Source organism: Streptomyces vulcanius (assembly GCF_042653945.1).
Taxonomy (GTDB): Bacteria; Actinomycetota; Actinomycetes; order Streptomycetales; family Streptomycetaceae; genus Streptomyces; species Streptomyces mangrovi.
Genome location: NZ_JBHSFK010000025.1, coordinates 63,253 through 80,243 on the forward strand (window position 1 = coordinate 63,253; position 16,991 = coordinate 80,243).

Genomic DNA, 16,991 nt, shown 5'->3' on the forward strand with positions numbered 1-16,991 from the left:
AGAGAAACCCCCGAGAAACACGCACCTGGAGGAACCCCATGGCGCAGGTCGAGGCCACCACCGAACGAGTCGTCGCGGCGGACCCCGACAAGGTGTTCGACACGCTCGCCGACTACAGCGGCACCCGCGGCAGGCTGCTGCCCGAGCAGTACAGCGAGTACGAGGTGCGCGAGGGCGGCGACGGCGAGGGCACCCTCGTCCACTGGAGGCTCCAGGCCACCAGCAAGCGTGTGCGCGACTGCCTCCTGGAGGTCGCCGAGCCGACCGACGGCGAGCTGGTCGAGAAGGACCGCAACTCCTCGATGGTCACCGTCTGGCACGTCACCCCGGCCGGCGAGGGCAAGTCCCGCGTGGTCGTCACCACCACCTGGCAGGGCGCCGGCGGCATCGGCGGCTTCTTCGAGAAGACCTTCGCCCCCAAGGGCCTCGGCCGGATCTACGACGCGATCCTCGCCAACCTCGCCGCCGAGGTCGAGAAGTAGGCCGCGCGGAAGTCCAACCGCCGCGTGCCTCACGCGTGTTGACCGACCGTCACCGGATCGTGCGGCTCTCGCACCCGACCGGTACGGCGCCGTGACTCGTCGCGCCTGCCCGGAGTTGCCGCATGACGCGGGACCTGCGCGGCGGGTGCGACGAGGGGAGCGGCAGGTGGGCCGAACCACCTTCGTCCCGCGCCGCTCCTCGTGCCGCTCCTCGCGTGGCTGGGGCAGATGATCGTCGCCGCGCACGGCCCGCGGCTCGGACATGACGCCTGACCACGCCTGACCACGGCTGACGGCGACCGGCGGCGAACGGCCGCGCGCCGGAGCGCGGGGCGTACCCCGGCGCGTCCCGGTGAAACCAATTCCAGTATTGCCGCACATCCCGACAGGCGTGCGCCTTACGGTTGTCGCGGCGGGACAGATCTTGTACAGCTCTGGGGAGAGAGGGCCTGGGCCATGGACCGTGGCACCGAGAGGGACGCACCTCCCAGCCGCGGAGCCGACAGCGGTACGGCGGACGGAGTCGCCGACGCCGGGCGCATCCCGCTGGCCGTGGTCGCGGTCGACCGCGAAGGACTCGTCTCCCACTGGAGCACCGGCGCACGCCGTCTCTTCGGCGTCGCCAAGGAGGAGGCCATCGGGCAGCCCGCCCTCGACCTGCTCCCCGTCGCAGGCGCCCTTCCCGAACCCGACGAGGACCTTCGCGACAGCGGGTACGGCGGCACTGAATACGACGGACACGACGGCCCGGGCCCCGGCCTGGAGTCCTCCCTCGACCACGGTCTGAGCTACCCGGCCGCCGGACGTGCCCGCCTCACCGTGCCCGGCCGCGAGCGTGCGGACGTCCTGTGGTGGGCCTACCCGCTGGTCGGGCCCGGCCGTGAGCGGCTGCTCGTGCTCGCCGCCGACGCGGCGGGGCTGCACCAGGAGGACGACTCCCCGGACCCCCTCGCCGTCGAGCGCATCGCCCCCGGCTTCGCCCTGCACACCGACTTCCCCGGCGCCGAGGAACTCGCCCGCAGGCTGCCCGACATCCTGCCCAGCATGAGCGTCGGCGAAAGCGCCCGCATCGTCTCCCAGATACTCGAACTCGGCTATCCCGTCCTGGAGTTCAGCCAGAACGACCGGGTGCCCGTGACCCCCGACTGGGGAGTGGCCCGGCGCGTCGAACGAAGAGCCCGCCGCGAACGGGCCGCCCGCGCCGCCGCCGAGGGCCGGCCGGCACCCCAGGACACCGCGGACGAGGACGAGCGGGAGGATCTGGAGTACGCCGCCGTCCGCGAACACCTCGAGTTCCTCAACGAGGTCAGCGGCAGGATCGGCACCTCCCTTGACCTCTCCCGCACCATCGTCGAGGTCAGCAAGGCCGTCGTCCCCCGCTTCACCGACGTCGCCGGCACCTATCTGCGTGAACAGGTCGTCGCCGGCGAGGGGTTCCCCGACGGCGTCCCGGACACCACCACCATGTGGCACCGGGTGGCCATCGAACACACGGACGAACCCGGCCGCTGGGACGACGTCGTCCCCGTCGGCGAGGCCATGCCCTTCCCGGCGCACACCCCGTTCTTCCAGTGCATGACCACCGGCGAGCCCGTCCTGGTGCCGCGCATCAGCGAACAGATGGGCCACGCCATCGCCTCGCAGTTCGAGAAGCGCGACATCCGGCCCCTGATCGGCGGGCGGTCCATGCTCGTCGTCCCGCTCAAGGCCCGCAACGTCGTCCTCGGCTTCATGGTCCTGCTGCGCCACCCCGAGCGCACCGAGTTCAACGACATGGACCGCGTCACCGGCGCCGAACTCGCCGCCCGTGCGGGCCTCGTGCTCGACAACGCGCGCATGTACACCTATCAGGAGAGCGTCGCCGAGACCCTCCAGGACAGCATGCTGCCGCACATCCCGCCGCGCATGGCGGGCTGCGACATCGCCACCCGCTACCTCCCCGGCACCCTGCTCGGCAGGATCGGCGGCGACTGGTTCGACTCCGTGAAACTCCCCGGCGCCCGCACCGCCCTCGTCGTCGGCGACGTCATGGGCCACGGCCTCAACTCCGCAGCGATGATGGGCCAGTTGCGCACGGCCGTACAGACCATGGCCGCCCTCGACCTGCCGCCCGCCCAACTCCTGCGCAACCTCGACGACCTGGCGCAACGCCTCGGCGACACCTACCTCGCCACCTGCCTGTACGCCGTCTACGACCCGATCGAGAGCGAACTCCACATCGCCAACGCGGGCCACATCCCGCCGGTGCTGGTGCGGGCCGTGGACGGCCGCAGCGAGCTCCTCGACCTGCCCACCGGCGCCCCGATCGGTGTCGGCGGGGTGCCCTTCGAGTCGGTACGCGTGCCCGTGAAGCCCGGCGACCGGCTCGTGATGTGCACCGACGGCCTGGTGGAGGTGCGCGGCGAGGACATCGGCGTGGGCCTCGCCACCCTGTGCGAGTCCGCCGCGCATCCGGCGGCCTCCATGGACGATGCCTGCGACACCATCATCCGCGCCCTCAACACACGCGGTGGCCGCAAGGACGACGTGGCCCTGCTGATGGCCCGCCTCAACGGCATCGAACCGGACGACGTCGCCGAGTGGCGCTTCCCCCTCGCCCCGGCCGAGGTGGCCCGCGCCCGCGCGGTCGTCCGCGAGCAACTCCACGACTGGGGCCTGGCGAAACTGGCCTGCAACGCCGAACTGATGGTCAGTGAGCTGGTCACCAACGCCGTACGGCACTCCCGGCGGCGGCCCGTCGCCCTGCGGCTGGTCCTGGGCGACACCCTGCTGTGCGAGGTGGAGGACGACGACCACGAACTGCCGACCCTGCTGAGCGCCGGCCCCACCGACGAGGCCGGACGCGGACTGCGCGTGGTGAGCACCCTGGCCCGCGAGTGGGGGGCCAGCCGCACGGGCGCGGGGAAGTCGGTGTGGTTCGAGCTGACCCTGCCCAGGCGCTGACCCTGCCCAGGCGCTGACCCTGTTCAGACGCTGAGGGAGCGCATGCCCGGCTCGAACGGGGCGTGAAAGCGGCGCACACCGCGCTTGTCAGCAAGCTTGTAGCGGAAACCCGGGAGCGGTAGACCGTACTCGCCCGTCACTTACGGCGGATCGGCTGAGCACCCTGGGGAGCGTGCATGAGCGTGACGATGCGGTACCGGGAGTCCTGGGAGGGCTTCTGGCGTGAGGCCCCCGACGAACCCGGCGGCGTTTTCTGGGACGCGGACCCGAAGGTCACCGCGGCCCGCCACCTCGCCCTCTTCGAGCCCCGACTGGCGGACGCAGGGCTGCCGTTGGTGGACCTCGGCTGCGGCAACGGCACCCAGACCCGGTTCCTCGCCGACCGCTTCCGGCATGTCCTCGGCGTCGACCTGGCCGCCGCGGCCGTCGACCACGCCCGGCGCGCCGACCCCGCCGGACAGGCCGGGTACCGGGCGCTGGACGCGGCCGAGAAGGGCGCCGCCGAGACCCTGCACGCCGAACTCGGCGACGCCAACGTCTATATGCGGGGCGTCCTGCACCAGTGCGAGCCCGCCGACCGGCAGCCGCTGGTCGACGGAATCGCCGCACTGGTGGGGGAGCGGGGGCGGGCCTTCCTCGTCGAACTCTCCGAAGCCGCCCGCCCCGTCCTCGGCGGCCTCGCCCAGAACCCGGCCGGCCCGCCCCCGAAGCTCGCCCCGGTCCTCCGCCACGGGATCGCCCCCGGCGAGGTCGCCGACGAGGCCGTACCGGAGTATCTGCGCGCCGCCGGCCTCACCGTCCTCGCGTCGGGTGAACTTCCGCTCACCACGACCGAGTTCACCCCCGAGGGGATCCGGATAGAACTCCCGTCGAAGTGGCTGGTGGCGGGCCGGGCCGACTGAGCTGCCGTCAGACCGCCAGTCGCACCAGCGTCTCCTCGAAGGAAACGGCGTCTCCCGGCGGGCGGTTGTGCGGCAGACGGGCCAACAGGGCCGCCATGCCGCAGGTGTTGGTGAGGCCGGAGAACAGCAGGCCCGCGCCGATCAGCCCGGACAGCCCGTGCGCGGGAGGCCAGGCGAGCCCTGCGGCGAATCCGGCGACGACCAACGAGCCTGCGAGGAGGCGGACCTGACGGTCCATCGGCCAGGGGGTGCGGGCGCCGGCCGACCGCTCGACGGGGTGTCCGGCCGCCGCCCAGGCGCTCGTTCCCCCGGTCAGTGTGGCCGCCTCGACACCGAGCGCCGCGAGCCGCTCGCAGCCCTTGGCGGACCGCGCCCCGGAGGCGCATACGATCAGCAGCGGACCGTGTACGGCCGCAGCGCGCAGCGCGGGCGCCGCCTCGCCGAGCCGGTCCAGCGGGACGTTGTGCGCGCCGGGCAGCCGGCCGGCGGCGTACTCGCCGGGAGCGCGCACGTCGACGACGGTGAACTCGCCGAGCCGGACGGCCGCCTCGGCGGGGGTGAGGGCGACGGGGGTGGTCAGGGGAGCGGTCACGGAACAGAACCCTTCTGTCGGGCGTTGTCCCGCACGGGTAGGATACCCGCGGGGGTATGCAACGAGGCAGGTAAGAGGAGGAAGTGTGCAACTCGACATGTCGGCCGAGGAGCTGAAGTCGGCGCTCAACCGGCTGCGCCGGGCCCAGGGGCAGCTCGCGGGCGTGATCCGGATGATCGAGGAGGGCCGGGACTGCGAGGACGTGATCACCCAGCTCGCCGCGGTCTCCCGCGCCCTGGACCGGGCCGGCTTCTCGATCATCGCGACCGGGCTGGAGCAGTGCATGACCAGCGAGGACCCGGAGATCCGGGACTCCGCGCAGATGCGGGCACGCCTGGAGAAGCTCTTTCTGTCACTGGCCTGACCCGCACCGGGGGGCCCACCGGTGCCCGGTCCACCGGTGCCGGGTCACAGGACGGCCGTCAGGCCCATGCCCGCCGCGACGGCCAGCAGCACCGCGCCGAAGATCCGCTGAAGGGTCGCGGCGGAGACCCGTGCGGCCAGCCGTCGCCCGTCCCACGCCCCCAGCACGGCGGTCGCGAGGAACGGCATGATCAGTGCCCAGTCCAGGCCCGTCGCCGTGTACGCACGGGCCCCGAGGGCGACCAGCGCGTTGGCGACGATCACCAGCAGGCTCGTCCCCACCGCCGCCCCCATCGGCACCGCCAGCACGCCCACCAGCGCCGGTACGGCGAGAAACCCGCCGCCGACCCCGAGAAAGCCGGTCACCGCGCCGAGACCCGCCCCTGCTCCGGCGGCGCGGGCCGCCGACACCGCCGTACGCGCGCGTGGGGCGCGGTGGCGCAGCATCCGCACGGCCGCGACGGCGGCCAGCGCCGCGAACATCAGCGTCAGCACGGTCTGCGGGACCCGGGTGGACAGGGCGCCGGCCGTCGCGGCGGGCAGCACACCGGCCGCCGCGAACAGCAGCCCCGCCCGCCAGCGCACCGCGCCCGCCCGCGCGTGGGCCACCAGCGCGGTGAGCGACGTGACGATCACTATGACCAGACTCGCGGTGGTCGCCGAGGCCGGGTCGAAGCCGAGCAGGTAGATCAGCGCCGGGACGGTCAGGATGCTGCCGCCCGCCCCCAGCGCCCCCAGGGCGAGACCGACCAGGGCCCCGGCGAGCAGAGCCAGCGCGAACGCGCTCACAGGACGGTCCCGGCGGCCCCGCGCGCGTCCTCGACGGGCAGCCCCAGGGCCGCCCAGTCGCGCATACCGCCGATCACGTCGGGCGCGTACACGCCCCGCGCGGCCAGCAGCTCGGCGGCCCGCCGCGAACGGTTGCCGGAACGGCAGATCAGCACCGGGTCCCGTCCGGCCGGGAGGCTCGCCGAGCCGTCCGCCAGCCCGGAGAGCGGCAGGTGTACGGCACCCGGCGCGTGACCGGCCGCGAACTCGTCCGTCTCACGGACGTCGACCAGCACGGCCGTACCGTGCCGGAGCAGCCGGTGGGCACGGGCGGGGGTGATGCGGGAGTCGGGCATCGCAGGCTGTCCTGGCGTCTCGTACGGCGTTTCGTACACGGTCAGTCGCGGGTGACGAGGGACAGTCCGGCCTCCGCAGCCGCGGCGAAGCCGTCGTCGACGGCCACCACCCTGCGGCCCGCCGCGTCGAGCAGGGACGCGGCGATCGCCGCGCGCATCCCGCCCGCGCAGTGCACCCACACCGTGCCGGGCGGCACCTCGCCCAGCCGCCGGTGCAGCTGGTGGAGCGGGATGTGGACACCGCCCTCGACCCAGCCGCCCGCCCGCTCGCGGTCCCGGCGCACATCGAGTACGACGACGTCCTCGCGGCTCTCACGGGCCGCGGCGAGGCCGGCGAAGGTGGACCGGGGGAAGACCGCCGGGGCCGTACCGTCCTGGAGCCAGTCGGCCGGGGAGCCGACGGCCGCCGCGGCCGGACGGTCGATGCCGACCCGGATCAGCTCCCGCTGGGCGCGGGCGACGTCCTCGGCGCTCGCGGCCAGCAGCGTCACCGGCCTCCCCCACGGGATCAACCAGGCGAGATGGGTCGCGAGCTGTCCGTCGACCTCGAAGTTGAACGCCCCGGCCACATGCCCGGCGGCGAACGCCACCCGGCCGCGCAGATCCACCACCCACTCACCGGCCGCGAGCCGCCGCGCGACCTCGGCCGCGTCGGCCCGCCGCGGCGGGGTCAGATCCACCGGGGCCGGGCCGCGCGCGTTGGCCGGCCCCATGTGCGCGTAGTACGCCGGTACGTCGTCCAGGCCGGCCGACAGCTCCTTCACGAACGTGTCCACGTCCTGCGTCAGCACCGGATTGGACGCCTTCTCCGCGCCGATCGTGCTGTCGGCGCCCCCGGTCCGCCCGGCGGAGCAGAAACTCCCGAAACCGTGGGTCGGCAGCACGGACACCTCGTCGCCCAGCCCGGCCGCGAGCCGGTGCGCGGAGGCGTGCTGCGCGCGGGCCAGCCGCTCGGTGAGCCGCGGCTCGACCAGGTCCGGGCGGCCCACGCCGCCGATCAGCAGCGACCCGCCGGTGAACGCCGCCACCGGCCGGCCGGACTCCTCCAGGACGTACGCGGTGTGATGCGGGGTGTGTCCGGGGGTGGCCACCGCCCGCAGCACCAGGTCCTCGTCGACCGGCTCCACATCCCCGTCGGCGACCGGCACACGCGCGTACGCCACCTCCGCCCCGGCCGGCACCAGATAGCGCGCCCCGGTCAGCCGGGCCAGCTCCAGGCCGCCGGTCACGTAGTCGTTGTGGACGTGGGTCTCGGCGACGGCCACGATCCGCACCCCGCGCCGGGCCGCCGCGGCGATCACCCGGTCGATGTCCCTCGGCGGGTCCACGACCACCCCCGTGCGGGCCCCGCCCGCCAGATGGCTGCGGTTGCCCAGCCCCTCGGTATCCAGGATGTCGACAAAGAACACGGCACTCTCCTCACGGAAAATTACCCCCGGGGGTATCTGGCTTTCGCTTCACCGTAGCAGAGATACCCCGGGGGGTATTCGTGAGCTCGGATCGTCGTACGGGCGGAGTGGTTCACCGCGGATCCGTGCAAGGGCCCGCTAGGCTCGGACGTCCTGGAGAGGACGGGGCATGAAGATCCTGATCAGCGCCGACATGGAAGGCGCCACCGGCGTGACCTGGCCGGCCGACGTACTGCCGGGGACCCCGCAGTGGGAACGCTGCCGGTCGATGTTCACCTCGGACGTCAACGCGGCCGTCCTCGGCTTCCACGACGGCGGCGCCGACGAGGTGCTGATCAACGAGGCCCACTGGACCATGCGCAACCTGCTCCTCGAACGGCTCGACGAGCGCGCCCAGATGCTCACCGGCAGGCACAAGTCCCTTTCCATGGTGGAAGGCGTGCAGCACGGCGACGTCGACGGCATCGCCTTCGTCGGCTACCACGCCGGCGCCGGCATGGAGGGCGTCCTCGCCCACACCTACCTCGCCAACTCGATCACCGGCGTCTGGCTGAACGACGTACGCGCCAGCGAGGGCCTGCTCAACGCACACGTCGTCGCCGAGTACGGCGTCCCGGTCGTCCTCGTCACCGGCGACGACGTCGCCTGCGAGGACGCGCTCGGCTACGCGCCCGAGGCACCCAAGGTCGCCGTCAAGGACCATGTCTCGCGGTACGCCGCCGTGTGCCGTACCCCGGCCCGCACCGCCGCCGAGATCCGGGCCGCCGCGAAGGAGGCCGCACGGCTGGCGGTCCGTCAGGAACCCGTGCGGGGCGGGCCGTTCACCATCGCGGTGGAGTTCGACGCCGAACACCTCGCGATGGCCGCCACCGTCGTGCCCGGCGTGGCGCAGACCGGTGAACGCAGGGTCGCGTACACGACCGGCACCATGTACGAGGGCATCCGCGCCTTCAAGGCGGTCACCACGATCGTCTCGGCCGCGATCGAGGAGCAGTATGGCTGAGCACCACGAGCAGGGGCAGGGGCAGGGGATCGGGCACGGGTGGGGGCAGGATGGCTGACGCGCAGGCCAGGGACGAGGTCGTCCGGTTCACCTCCGACCTCATCCGCATCGACACCACCAACCGGGGCGGCGGCGACTGCCGCGAGCGGCCCGCCGCCGAGTACGCGGCCGAGCTGCTGGCCGGCGCGGGCCTCGAACCCGCCCTCCTGGAACGCACTCCGGGCCGGACCAACGTCGTCGCCCGTATCGAGGGCACCGACCCGGCCGCGGACGCCCTGCTCGTCCACGGCCACCTCGACGTCGTGCCCGCCGAGCCCGCCGACTGGCGGGTCCACCCCTTCTCCGGCGAGGTGCGCGACGGCGTCGTGTGGGGGCGCGGCGCGGTCGACATGAAGAACATGGACGCGATGATCCTCGCCGTCGTTCGCGCCTGGCGACGCCTGGGCGTGCGGCCCCGCCGCGACCTCGTCATCGCCTTCACCGCCGACGAGGAGGCCAGCGCCGTGGACGGCTCCGGCTTCCTCGCCGACCGGCACCCGGGACTCTTCGAGGGCTGCACGGAGGCGATCGGCGAGTCCGGCGCGTTCACCTTCCACGACGGCGCCGGACGCGAGATCTATCCCATCGCGGCGGGCGAACGCGGCACCGCCTGGCTGAAGTTGACCGCACGGGGGCGCGCCGGGCACGGCTCCAAGGTCAACCGTGAGAACGCCGTCACACGGCTCGCCGACGCGATCACCCGCATCGGCGAGCACGAGTGGCCCCTGCGGCTCACCCCGACCGTGCGCGCCGCCCTCACCGAACTCGCCGCGCTCCACGGCATCGAGACCGGCCTCGACGACGCCGACGACGTCGACGAGCTGCTGAAGAAGCTCGGCCCGGCCGCCGCCCTCGTCGAGGCGACCGTCCGCAACAGCGCCAACCCGACCATGCTGGACGCCGGTTACAAGGTCAACGTGATCCCGGGCGAGGCCGTCGCCCACGTCGACGGACGCTATCTCCCGGGCGGCGAGGACGAGTTCCGCACCACCCTCGACGAACTCACCGGCCCCGACGTGGACTGGGAGTTCCTCCACCGCGAAGTCGCCCTCCAGGCACCGGTGGACTCGCCCACCTTCGCCCATATGCGAGGGGCGGTGGAGGAGTTCGCGCCCGAGGGGCACGTCGTGCCGTACTGCATGTCCGGCGGCACCGACGCCAAGCAGTTCTCCCGGCTCGGCATCACCGGCTACGGCTTCGCACCGCTGCGGCTGCCCCAGGGCTTCGACTACCAGGCCCTCTTCCACGGGGTCGACGAGCGGGTCCCGGTCGACGCGCTGCACTTCGGCGTGCGCGTCCTCGACCGGTTCCTGCGCACGGCCTAGACGAGCGGGGGAGAACGTGCAGATCCGGCCCTACGGTTCCTGGCCCTCGCCCATCGACGCCGCCCTCGCCGCCGCGTACGACGGGCGGCCCGAGTACGTCGGGTTCGTCGGCGACGAGGTGTGGTGGACCGCGCCCCGGCCCACCGAGGCCGGCCGGCGCACCCTGGTCCGCCTCCACCCCGACGGCACCGAGGAGACCGTCCTGCCCGCGCCCTGGAACGTGCGCAGCCGGGTCGTCGAGTACGGCGGACAGCCCTGGGCGGGTGCGATGCGCGAGAGCGGCCCGCTGGTGGTGTTCGTCGACTTCGCCGACCAGCGGCTGTACGCGTACGAGCCCGGCGCCGACCCCGTTCCCTTGACCCCGCTCTCGTCGATCGGCGGCGGACTGCGCTGGGTGGAGCCGCAGTTGCTCCTCGGCTTGGGCGAAGTGTGGTGCGTACTGGAGGAGTTCACCGGTGCCGCTCCCACCGACGTACGCCGCGTCCTGGCCGCCGTACCGCTCGACGGCTCGGCGGCCGAGGACCGGGACGCCGTACGCGAACTCACCGACGGGCGGCACCGGTTCGTGACGGGGGCGCGGCTGTCCCCCGACGGCCGCCGCGCCGCCTGGCTTGCCTGGGACCATCCCCGGATGCCGTGGGACGGCACGGAGGTACTCCTCGCGGACGTCACGCCGGAGGGGGAACTGAGCGGTGCCCGGGTGGTGGCCGGCGGGGCGGGGGAGTCGGTCGCACAGGTGGACTGGTGGCGGGCGGGTGCGGACGGCGGTATGCGATCCACCGGTGACGGGCGACCGTCGACGGGCGACGGTATGCGATCCGCAGCCGACCGGCTGTCGTCGACAGTCTCCCCGTCACCGTCCACAGTCGACGGGCTACTGTATACAAGCGACCGCACCGGCTGGTGGAATCTCTACCGCGGCCACGAACCCCTCTGCCCCCGCGACGAGGAGTTCGCCGGCGCCCTGTGGAAGCTCGGGCAGCGCTGGTTCGCGTCGCTGGACAACGGCCTGGTCGCCGTCGTGCACGGTCGTGGGTCGACCGCGCTCGGGATCCTGGATCCGGAGACCGGTGAGCTCGTCGACGCGGCCGGGCCGTGGACGGAGTTCGCGTCCACCCTCGCCGCGCGGGGGGACCGGGTCGTCTGTGTCGCCGCGAGCCCGCGCAGTGCCTACGAGGTGGTGGAGCTGGACACCCGGACCGGCCGCGCCCGGGTGATCGGCGCCGCGCACGACGACGCGGTGGACCCGGCGTACTACCCGGAACCGCAGATCCGCACGTTCACCGGGCCCGAGGGCCGGGACATCCACGCCCATGTCTATCCGCCGCACAACCCGGGGTGCGCGGCCCCCGGCCATGAACTGCCGCCGTACGTCGTGTGGGCGCACGGCGGGCCCACCGACCGGGCGCCCCTCGTGCTGGACCTGGAGATCGCCTACTTCACGTCCCGGGGCATCGGGGTCGCCGAGGTCAACTACGGGGGCTCGACCGGGTACGGGCGGGAGTACCGGGAGCGGCTGCGCGAGCAGTGGGGCGTGGTCGACGTCGAGGACTGCGCGGCGGTCGCCCGCGCCCTGGCCCGCGAGGGCACCGCCGACCGCGACCGGCTGGCGATCCGGGGCGGCAGCGCGGGCGGCTGGACCGCCGCCGCCTCGCTCACCGGCACCGATGTCTACGCCTGTGCGACCATCCGGTATCCCGTCCTGGACCTGGTGGGCTGGGCCACCGGCGGGACCCACGACCTGGAGTCCTGTTATCTGGACGGCCTGGTCGGCCCGCTCGCCGAGGTGCCCGCCCGCTATGCGCAGCGCTCGCCCGTGGAGCAGGCCGACCGGATCGCCGTACCGTTTCTGCTCCTGCAGGGCCTGGACGACGTGATCTGCCCACCCGCCCAGTGCGAGCGCCTCCTGGACCGGCTGGCTGGGCGCGGGGTGCCGCACGCCTACCTGACCTTCGAGGGGGAGGGGCACGGGTTCCGGCGGGCGGCGACGACCGTGCGCGCGCTGGAGGCCGAACTGTCCCTGTACGCTCAGGTGTTCGGGCTCCACCCGCCCGGCATCCCCACCCTGGAACTCGTACGGTGAAGAACGTCGTGACCGATTCCGTGAAGGAACTCGTGCGGCCGTCGCGGCTCGCCCCCGGCGCGCGGGTGGCCGTCGTCGCCCCCAGCGGGCCCGTCGCCGAGGAACGGCTGCAGGCCGGACTCGACCTGCTGCGCGGCTGGGACCTCGACCCGGTGCCCGCACCCCATGTCCTGGACCGTCACACCCCCCTCGGCCATCTCGCCGGCGGCGACGCCGACCGGGCCGCCGACCTCCAGCGGGCCTGGTGCGACCCGTCCGTCGACGCCGTGCTGTGCGCACGCGGCGGCTACGGCGCCCAGCGCGTGGTCGACCTGCTCGACTGGGAGGCTATGCGGGCGGCCGGACCGAAGGTGTTCGTCGGCTTCAGCGACCACACCACGCTGCACGAGGCGTTCGCCGTCCGCCTGGGCCTGGTCACGCTGTACGGCCCCGTCGCCGCCGGGGTCGACTTCGTCAAGAGCGCCCGCGCCCAGCAGCACCTCAGGGCCACTCTCTTCGCCCCGGAGACCGTCCGCACCCTCACCTCCGCCGGCACCGCCCTCGCCCCCGGCCGGGCCCGCGGGGTCACCCTCGGTGGCTGTCTGACCCTCCTCACCACCGGTTACGGCACCCCGCACACCCGCTCCGGCGCGCGCGGCGGACTGCTGCTGATCGAGGACGTAGGCGAACGACCGTATGCAGTCGACCGCGCCCTCACCCAGCTGCTGCGCACCGGCTGGCTGGACGGGGTCGCCGGGGTCGGGCTCGGCTCCTGGGACAAATGTGGTCCCTACGAGGAGCTGCGGCCGGTCCTCGCCGACCGGCTGGGCGCGCTCGGGGTGCCGGTCGTCGAGGAGCTCGGGTTCGGGCACTGTGAGGGTGCGGTCACCGTGCCCTTCGGGGTGGGCGCCGAGCTCGACGCGGAGACGGGCACCCTGACCCTCGACGCGCCCGCCCTGCGCTGACCTCCGGGAGTGCGCTCACCGTGCGTACGGGCGGGCCGGGGCGCACCCTGGTCGTATGAGCCCGAAGACCTCGAAGACGGCGAAGACCTCCGGGAGGCACGGGGGCAGGTCCGCCGGGCGCAGACGCATGGAGATGACGCCCGCCCGGATCACGATGCTGGTGCTCGCCGCCGTCACCCTTGTCTTCATCTTCCAGAACACCCAGGAGACCAAGATCAGGCTGCTGGTTCCCGAGGTCACGATGCCCCTGTGGGCGGCACTGCTCGCCACGGCGCTGATCGGCGCCCTGTGCGGGGCGTACTTCATGGGGCGCAGGCGCTGAGGGTTTGTAGGCTGGCGGGATGCCGCACACCGCATCCCGCCATCTCGCCGAGGGCCCCCGGGTGGGCATACGGCACTTCACCCAGGACGACGGCGCCGAGTTCACGGCGCGCGCCCGGGAGAGCCGGGACCTCCACCACCCGTGGCTGTTCCCGCCGACCACCGTCACCGCGTACGGCGAGTACGCGAACCGGCTGATCAAGGATCCGGGCCGGGCCGGGTTCCTGGTGTGCGCGAAGGAGGACGGCGCCCTCGTCGGGTTCGTCAACATCAACAACATCGTCGAGGGCGCCTTCCAGTGCGGTGCGCTGGGCTACGGCGCCTTCGCCCACGCGGCCGGGCGCGGGCTGATGCGGGAGGCGCTGGGCCTCGTGGTGGGGTACGCGTTCGGGCCGATGCGACTGCACCGCCTGGAGATCAACGTGCAGCCCGGGAACGCCGCGTCGATCGCGCTCGCCCGGTCCTGCGGATTCCGGCGGGAGGGCTTCTCCCCGAAGATGCTCTTCATCGACGGGGCGTGGCGCGACCACGAGCGGTGGGCGATCACCGCCGAGATGCGGGCCTCCGGCTGATCCCGTCCCGGGCCACGCGGTCGCGCGGATGGGCGGCCCGGAGCACGATGGTGAGGAGCCCGGTGATGGGTACGCGTACGCGTGCAGGTGTGTGCTCGTCCGTGGAGGAGTCGCGATGACCGGACTGCGTTATGTGTACGCCGTGTGCCGGCCGCTCGGCGCGCCGCTGCAGGCAGACCTGAAGGGCGTGGCGGGAGATCCGCCCCGGCTGCTGACCCACCACGGCCTGATCGCCGTCGTGAGCCATGTGCCGGAGCGGGACTTCGCCTCGGAGCCGCTGCCCCGTCGGCTGGCGGACCTGGAATGGCGGACGGCCACCGCGCGTGCACACCAGCAGGTCGTCGACGCGCTCACCGCCGTCACCACCCCCCTGCCGCTGGGGCTCGCCACCGTGTTCCGGGACGACAGCGGCGTACGCGTGATGATGGAGGAGCGGGAGGACGACTTCCGGCACACCCTGGACCGGCTGGCCGGGCGGGTCGAATGGGGAGTGGAGGTACGGGCCGTGCACGAGGGTGCCGGGGAGCGGGCCGAACGATTCGCCGACCGGCTGCACACCACCCTCGCCGCGCGCGCGGAGTGCTCACGCCGCGACCCCGGGCGGTTCCACCCGGGGCGGGAGGGGCAGGAGCTCGCCCCGTCGGAAACCGTCGGGCGGAACCTGCTGCACACGGCCTATCTCGTACCGCGTGCGGAATCCGAGCAATTCGTGGAAATCGTGGAGCGGGCGAAGGACGAGGAATCCGGAATACGCGTGGAACTCACCGGGCCGTGGGCGGCCTATTCCTTCGTCGACGACTGAGATTCTTTCGCCGAAGACGCTTCTTTCGTCTGAGGCCGAGCCGACCGAGACGGGTGAACGGACGGCCGGGGGAGCGGCCCCGACCGTCCGTCGACCGGTTTACGGTGGCGTCACCACCGGTACCAACGGCCCCTGCCGCCCGCCGCCGAGGTGCCGCGGACGAGGAACCCGAGCAGCCAGACGACGAGCACCGCGAGTGCGATCCACCAGAGCATCTTCACCGCGAACCCGGCGCCGAAAAGCAGTAGTGCCAGCAGAAGAACAAGCAGGATGGGAACCATAGTGTGAAACCTCCTGCCACTTCGGGTTGCCCGTAATCCACGAATCATTCGCGCGCAATTCGTGGATCAAGCATCCTTTCGGCACAGGATCTCTCCGTGCAGGACGGCGAACCAGCCGTCCTCCCGCTCGCCCCACTCCCGCCACGCGGCCGACACGGCCCGCAGCTGCTCCTCGGTGGCGTGGCCGCCCCGCGTGGCGCGTTCCGCGTACGCCGAGGCCAGGGTGCGGTCGGCCCACAGGCCGCTCCACCACGCGCGCTCCTCGGCGGTGCTGAACGTCCAGGTGGCGGAGGTCGCCGTGATGTCGGCGAACCCGGCGGCAAGCGCCCACGACTTCAGCCGCCGCCCGGCGTCCGGCTCGCCGCCGTTGGCGCGGGCCACCCGGCGGTACAGCTCCTGCCAGTCGTCCAGCCCGGACGACTCCGGGTACCAGATCATCGCCGCGTAGTCCGAGTCGCGCACCGCCACGTAGCCGCCGGGTTTGGTGACCCGGCGCATCTCGCGCAGCGCCGACACCGGGTCGCCCACGTGCTGGAGCACCTGGTGGGCGTGGACCACGCAGAAGGTGTCGTCCGGGAAATCCAGCGCGTGGACGTCCGCGACCGCGAAGTCGACGTTCGTCAGACCCCGTCCGGCGGCGGTGGACCGGGCCCGGTCCAGGATCTCCGGGGCGTGGTCGACGCCGGTGACGTGCCCGTCGGGGACCAGTGCGGCGAGGTCGGCGGTGATGGTGCCCGGGCCGCAGCCGACGTCCAGGACCCTCATGTGGGGCTTCAGGGAGCCGAGGAGATACGCGGCCGAGTTGGCGGCGGTCCGCCAGGTGTGGGAACGCAGCACCGACTCGTGGTGCCCGTGCGTGTAGACGGCCGTCTCCTGCGCCTTCGCCATGGCTCTACCCCTTCTCGAAGTACCCGGAAATCTCTCGAAGCGATGTCCGTCACGGTACGCCAGGCGGCCACATCTTGAGACCATATATTTCACCATGTGGACTGATGGTGCGTCAGATTCAGCCCCGCGCGGTGGCGTCGCGCCGGGTTACCCTGAACTGGCCGTTCCGCGCGGGGGCGGCGTTCGGTGCTTGCGACCTGGAGGGTCACCGCATGCGTCTGCTGCTCGTCCGTCACGGTGAGACGCCCAACAACGTGGCCGGCCTCCTGGACACCGCCGTACCCGGACCCGGTCTGACCGAGCTCGGCGAGCGGCAGGCCGCCGCCCTGCCGCAGGCATTCGCCGACGAGGACATCGAGGTCCTCTACGTCTCCACCCTCGTCCGCACCCAGCTCACCGCCGCCCCGCTGGCCGCCGCCCGCGGCCTCGAAGCGCGGGTGCGGGACGGCATCCGGGAGATCTCCGCGGGCGACCTGGAGCTCCTCCCCGGGGACACCGCGGGGGCCGGGCTGCAGTACATGCGTACGGCGTTCGCCTGGGCGGCGGGCGACGTGGACCTGCGCATGCCGGGCGGCGAGAACGGCACCGAGTTCCTCGCCCGCTACGACGCGGTGGTCGCCGAGGCCGCCGGGACCGGCGCGGCGACGGCCGCCCTGGTCAGCCACGGCGCCGCGATCCGCACCTGGGCGGCTGCCCGCGCCCACAACGTCGACGTCCCCTTCGCCGCGGGCCACCGCCTCGCCAACACCGGCACGGTGATCCTGGAGGGCTCCCCGACGGACGGCTGGAAGGCCCTGTCCTGGGCGGGCGCGACGGTGGTCCCGGCGGAAGAGTCCGGCCCGGCGGGCCGGGCGCTGGGCGAAGCGGGCTGAACCGCGGGCACCCGCGTATGCCCAGGTGAGCGGGCTGGTGCCCGCG

General features: G+C 73.1%; 18 protein-coding genes. 12 read left to right on the forward strand and 6 right to left on the reverse strand.

What is annotated here, in order from left to right:
• The first annotated feature begins 38 nt into the window (after window positions 1-38).
• The 3 genes from ACFPIH_RS32890 (at window position 39) to ACFPIH_RS32900 (ending at window position 4,327) form a co-directional block, all read left to right on the forward strand.
• The gene (locus ACFPIH_RS32890; protein ID WP_381180830.1) at window positions 39-482 is read left to right on the forward strand and encodes an SRPBCC family protein; all 444 of its coding nucleotides are present in this window, start codon (window positions 39-41) and stop codon (window positions 480-482) included.
• 456 nt (window positions 483-938) lie between these two features.
• On the forward strand, window positions 939-3,425 hold the full coding sequence (locus ACFPIH_RS32895; protein ID WP_381180828.1) for an ATP-binding SpoIIE family protein phosphatase: 2,487 nt from the start codon (window positions 939-941) through the stop codon (window positions 3,423-3,425).
• Between the two features lie 176 nt (window positions 3,426-3,601).
• Window positions 3,602-4,327 carry a class I SAM-dependent methyltransferase gene (locus ACFPIH_RS32900; protein ID WP_381180826.1) on the forward strand — a complete coding sequence of 242 codons (726 nt, stop codon included), beginning with the start codon at window positions 3,602-3,604 and terminating at the stop codon, window positions 4,325-4,327.
• 7 nt (window positions 4,328-4,334) lie between these two features.
• On the opposite strand, the gene ACFPIH_RS32905 is transcribed toward ACFPIH_RS32900, so the two are convergent.
• Window positions 4,335-4,907, reverse strand: coding sequence for a rhodanese-like domain-containing protein (locus tag ACFPIH_RS32905; RefSeq protein ID WP_381180929.1), 573 nt, complete (start codon window positions 4,905-4,907; stop codon window positions 4,335-4,337).
• Between the two features lie 97 nt (window positions 4,908-5,004).
• On the opposite strand from ACFPIH_RS32905, the gene ACFPIH_RS32910 reads away from it, so the two are divergent.
• Window positions 5,005-5,283, forward strand: coding sequence for a metal-sensitive transcriptional regulator (locus tag ACFPIH_RS32910; RefSeq protein WP_381180824.1), 279 nt, complete (start codon window positions 5,005-5,007; stop codon window positions 5,281-5,283).
• A 44-nt stretch (window positions 5,284-5,327) separates the two neighbouring features.
• Here ACFPIH_RS32910 and ACFPIH_RS32915 read toward each other — a convergent pair whose 3' ends face one another.
• Genes ACFPIH_RS32915 through ACFPIH_RS32925 form a run of 3 tightly spaced genes read right to left on the reverse strand, consistent with a single transcriptional unit; the run spans window position 5,328 to window position 7,815 of the window.
• Complete coding sequence (locus ACFPIH_RS32915) at window positions 5,328-6,071, reverse strand: sulfite exporter TauE/SafE family protein (RefSeq protein WP_381180822.1); 744 nt, start codon at window positions 6,069-6,071, stop codon at window positions 5,328-5,330.
• Window positions 6,068-6,406, reverse strand: coding sequence for a rhodanese-like domain-containing protein (locus ACFPIH_RS32920; protein ID WP_381180820.1), 339 nt, complete (start codon window positions 6,404-6,406; stop codon window positions 6,068-6,070). Before ACFPIH_RS32920 ends, ACFPIH_RS32915 begins: the two co-directional genes overlap by 4 nt.
• Window positions 6,407-6,447: 41 nt before the next feature.
• On the reverse strand, window positions 6,448-7,815 hold the full coding sequence (locus tag ACFPIH_RS32925) for an MBL fold metallo-hydrolase (RefSeq protein WP_381180818.1): 1,368 nt from the start codon (window positions 7,813-7,815) through the stop codon (window positions 6,448-6,450).
• A 169-nt stretch (window positions 7,816-7,984) separates the two neighbouring features.
• Between ACFPIH_RS32925 and ACFPIH_RS32930 the strand changes: the two genes are divergently transcribed.
• From ACFPIH_RS32930 to ACFPIH_RS32960, 7 genes are all read left to right on the forward strand, one after another.
• On the forward strand, window positions 7,985-8,818 hold the full coding sequence (locus tag ACFPIH_RS32930) for a M55 family metallopeptidase (RefSeq protein ID WP_381180817.1): 834 nt from the start codon (window positions 7,985-7,987) through the stop codon (window positions 8,816-8,818).
• A gap of 50 nt (window positions 8,819-8,868) precedes the next feature.
• The gene (locus ACFPIH_RS32935; protein WP_381180815.1) at window positions 8,869-10,182 is read left to right on the forward strand and encodes a M20/M25/M40 family metallo-hydrolase; all 1,314 of its coding nucleotides are present in this window, start codon (window positions 8,869-8,871) and stop codon (window positions 10,180-10,182) included.
• A 16-nt stretch (window positions 10,183-10,198) separates the two neighbouring features.
• A complete protein-coding gene (locus ACFPIH_RS32940; protein ID WP_381180813.1) occupies window positions 10,199-12,265 on the forward strand; it encodes a S9 family peptidase in 2,067 nt (688 codons plus the stop codon).
• Between the two features lie 20 nt (window positions 12,266-12,285).
• Window positions 12,286-13,209 (forward strand): S66 peptidase family protein, encoded by a 924-nt coding sequence (locus tag ACFPIH_RS32945; RefSeq protein WP_381180927.1) that lies wholly within the window; start codon window positions 12,286-12,288, stop codon window positions 13,207-13,209.
• 55 nt (window positions 13,210-13,264) lie between these two features.
• Window positions 13,265-13,531 (forward strand): lipopolysaccharide assembly protein LapA domain-containing protein, encoded by a 267-nt coding sequence (locus ACFPIH_RS32950; RefSeq protein ID WP_381180812.1) that lies wholly within the window; start codon window positions 13,265-13,267, stop codon window positions 13,529-13,531.
• A gap of 19 nt (window positions 13,532-13,550) precedes the next feature.
• Window positions 13,551-14,102 carry a GNAT family N-acetyltransferase gene (locus ACFPIH_RS32955; protein WP_381180810.1) on the forward strand — a complete coding sequence of 184 codons (552 nt, stop codon included), beginning with the start codon at window positions 13,551-13,553 and terminating at the stop codon, window positions 14,100-14,102.
• 115 nt (window positions 14,103-14,217) lie between these two features.
• Complete coding sequence (locus tag ACFPIH_RS32960; protein WP_381180808.1) at window positions 14,218-14,904, forward strand: GvpL/GvpF family gas vesicle protein; 687 nt, start codon at window positions 14,218-14,220, stop codon at window positions 14,902-14,904.
• Window positions 14,905-15,014: 110 nt separating this feature from the next.
• Here ACFPIH_RS32960 and ACFPIH_RS32965 read toward each other — a convergent pair whose 3' ends face one another.
• Window positions 15,015-15,185, reverse strand: coding sequence for a hydrophobic protein (locus ACFPIH_RS32965; RefSeq protein ID WP_381180806.1), 171 nt, complete (start codon window positions 15,183-15,185; stop codon window positions 15,015-15,017).
• A gap of 66 nt (window positions 15,186-15,251) precedes the next feature.
• Window positions 15,252-16,073: a class I SAM-dependent methyltransferase gene (locus tag ACFPIH_RS32970; RefSeq protein WP_381180804.1), complete on the reverse strand. Its 822-nt coding sequence runs from the start codon at window positions 16,071-16,073 to the stop codon at window positions 15,252-15,254.
• Between the two features lie 212 nt (window positions 16,074-16,285).
• Here ACFPIH_RS32970 and ACFPIH_RS32975 point away from each other — a divergent pair, with 212 nt between their 5' ends.
• On the forward strand, window positions 16,286-16,945 hold the full coding sequence (locus tag ACFPIH_RS32975) for a histidine phosphatase family protein (RefSeq protein ID WP_381180925.1): 660 nt from the start codon (window positions 16,286-16,288) through the stop codon (window positions 16,943-16,945).
• Window positions 16,946-16,991 lie beyond the last annotated feature (46 nt).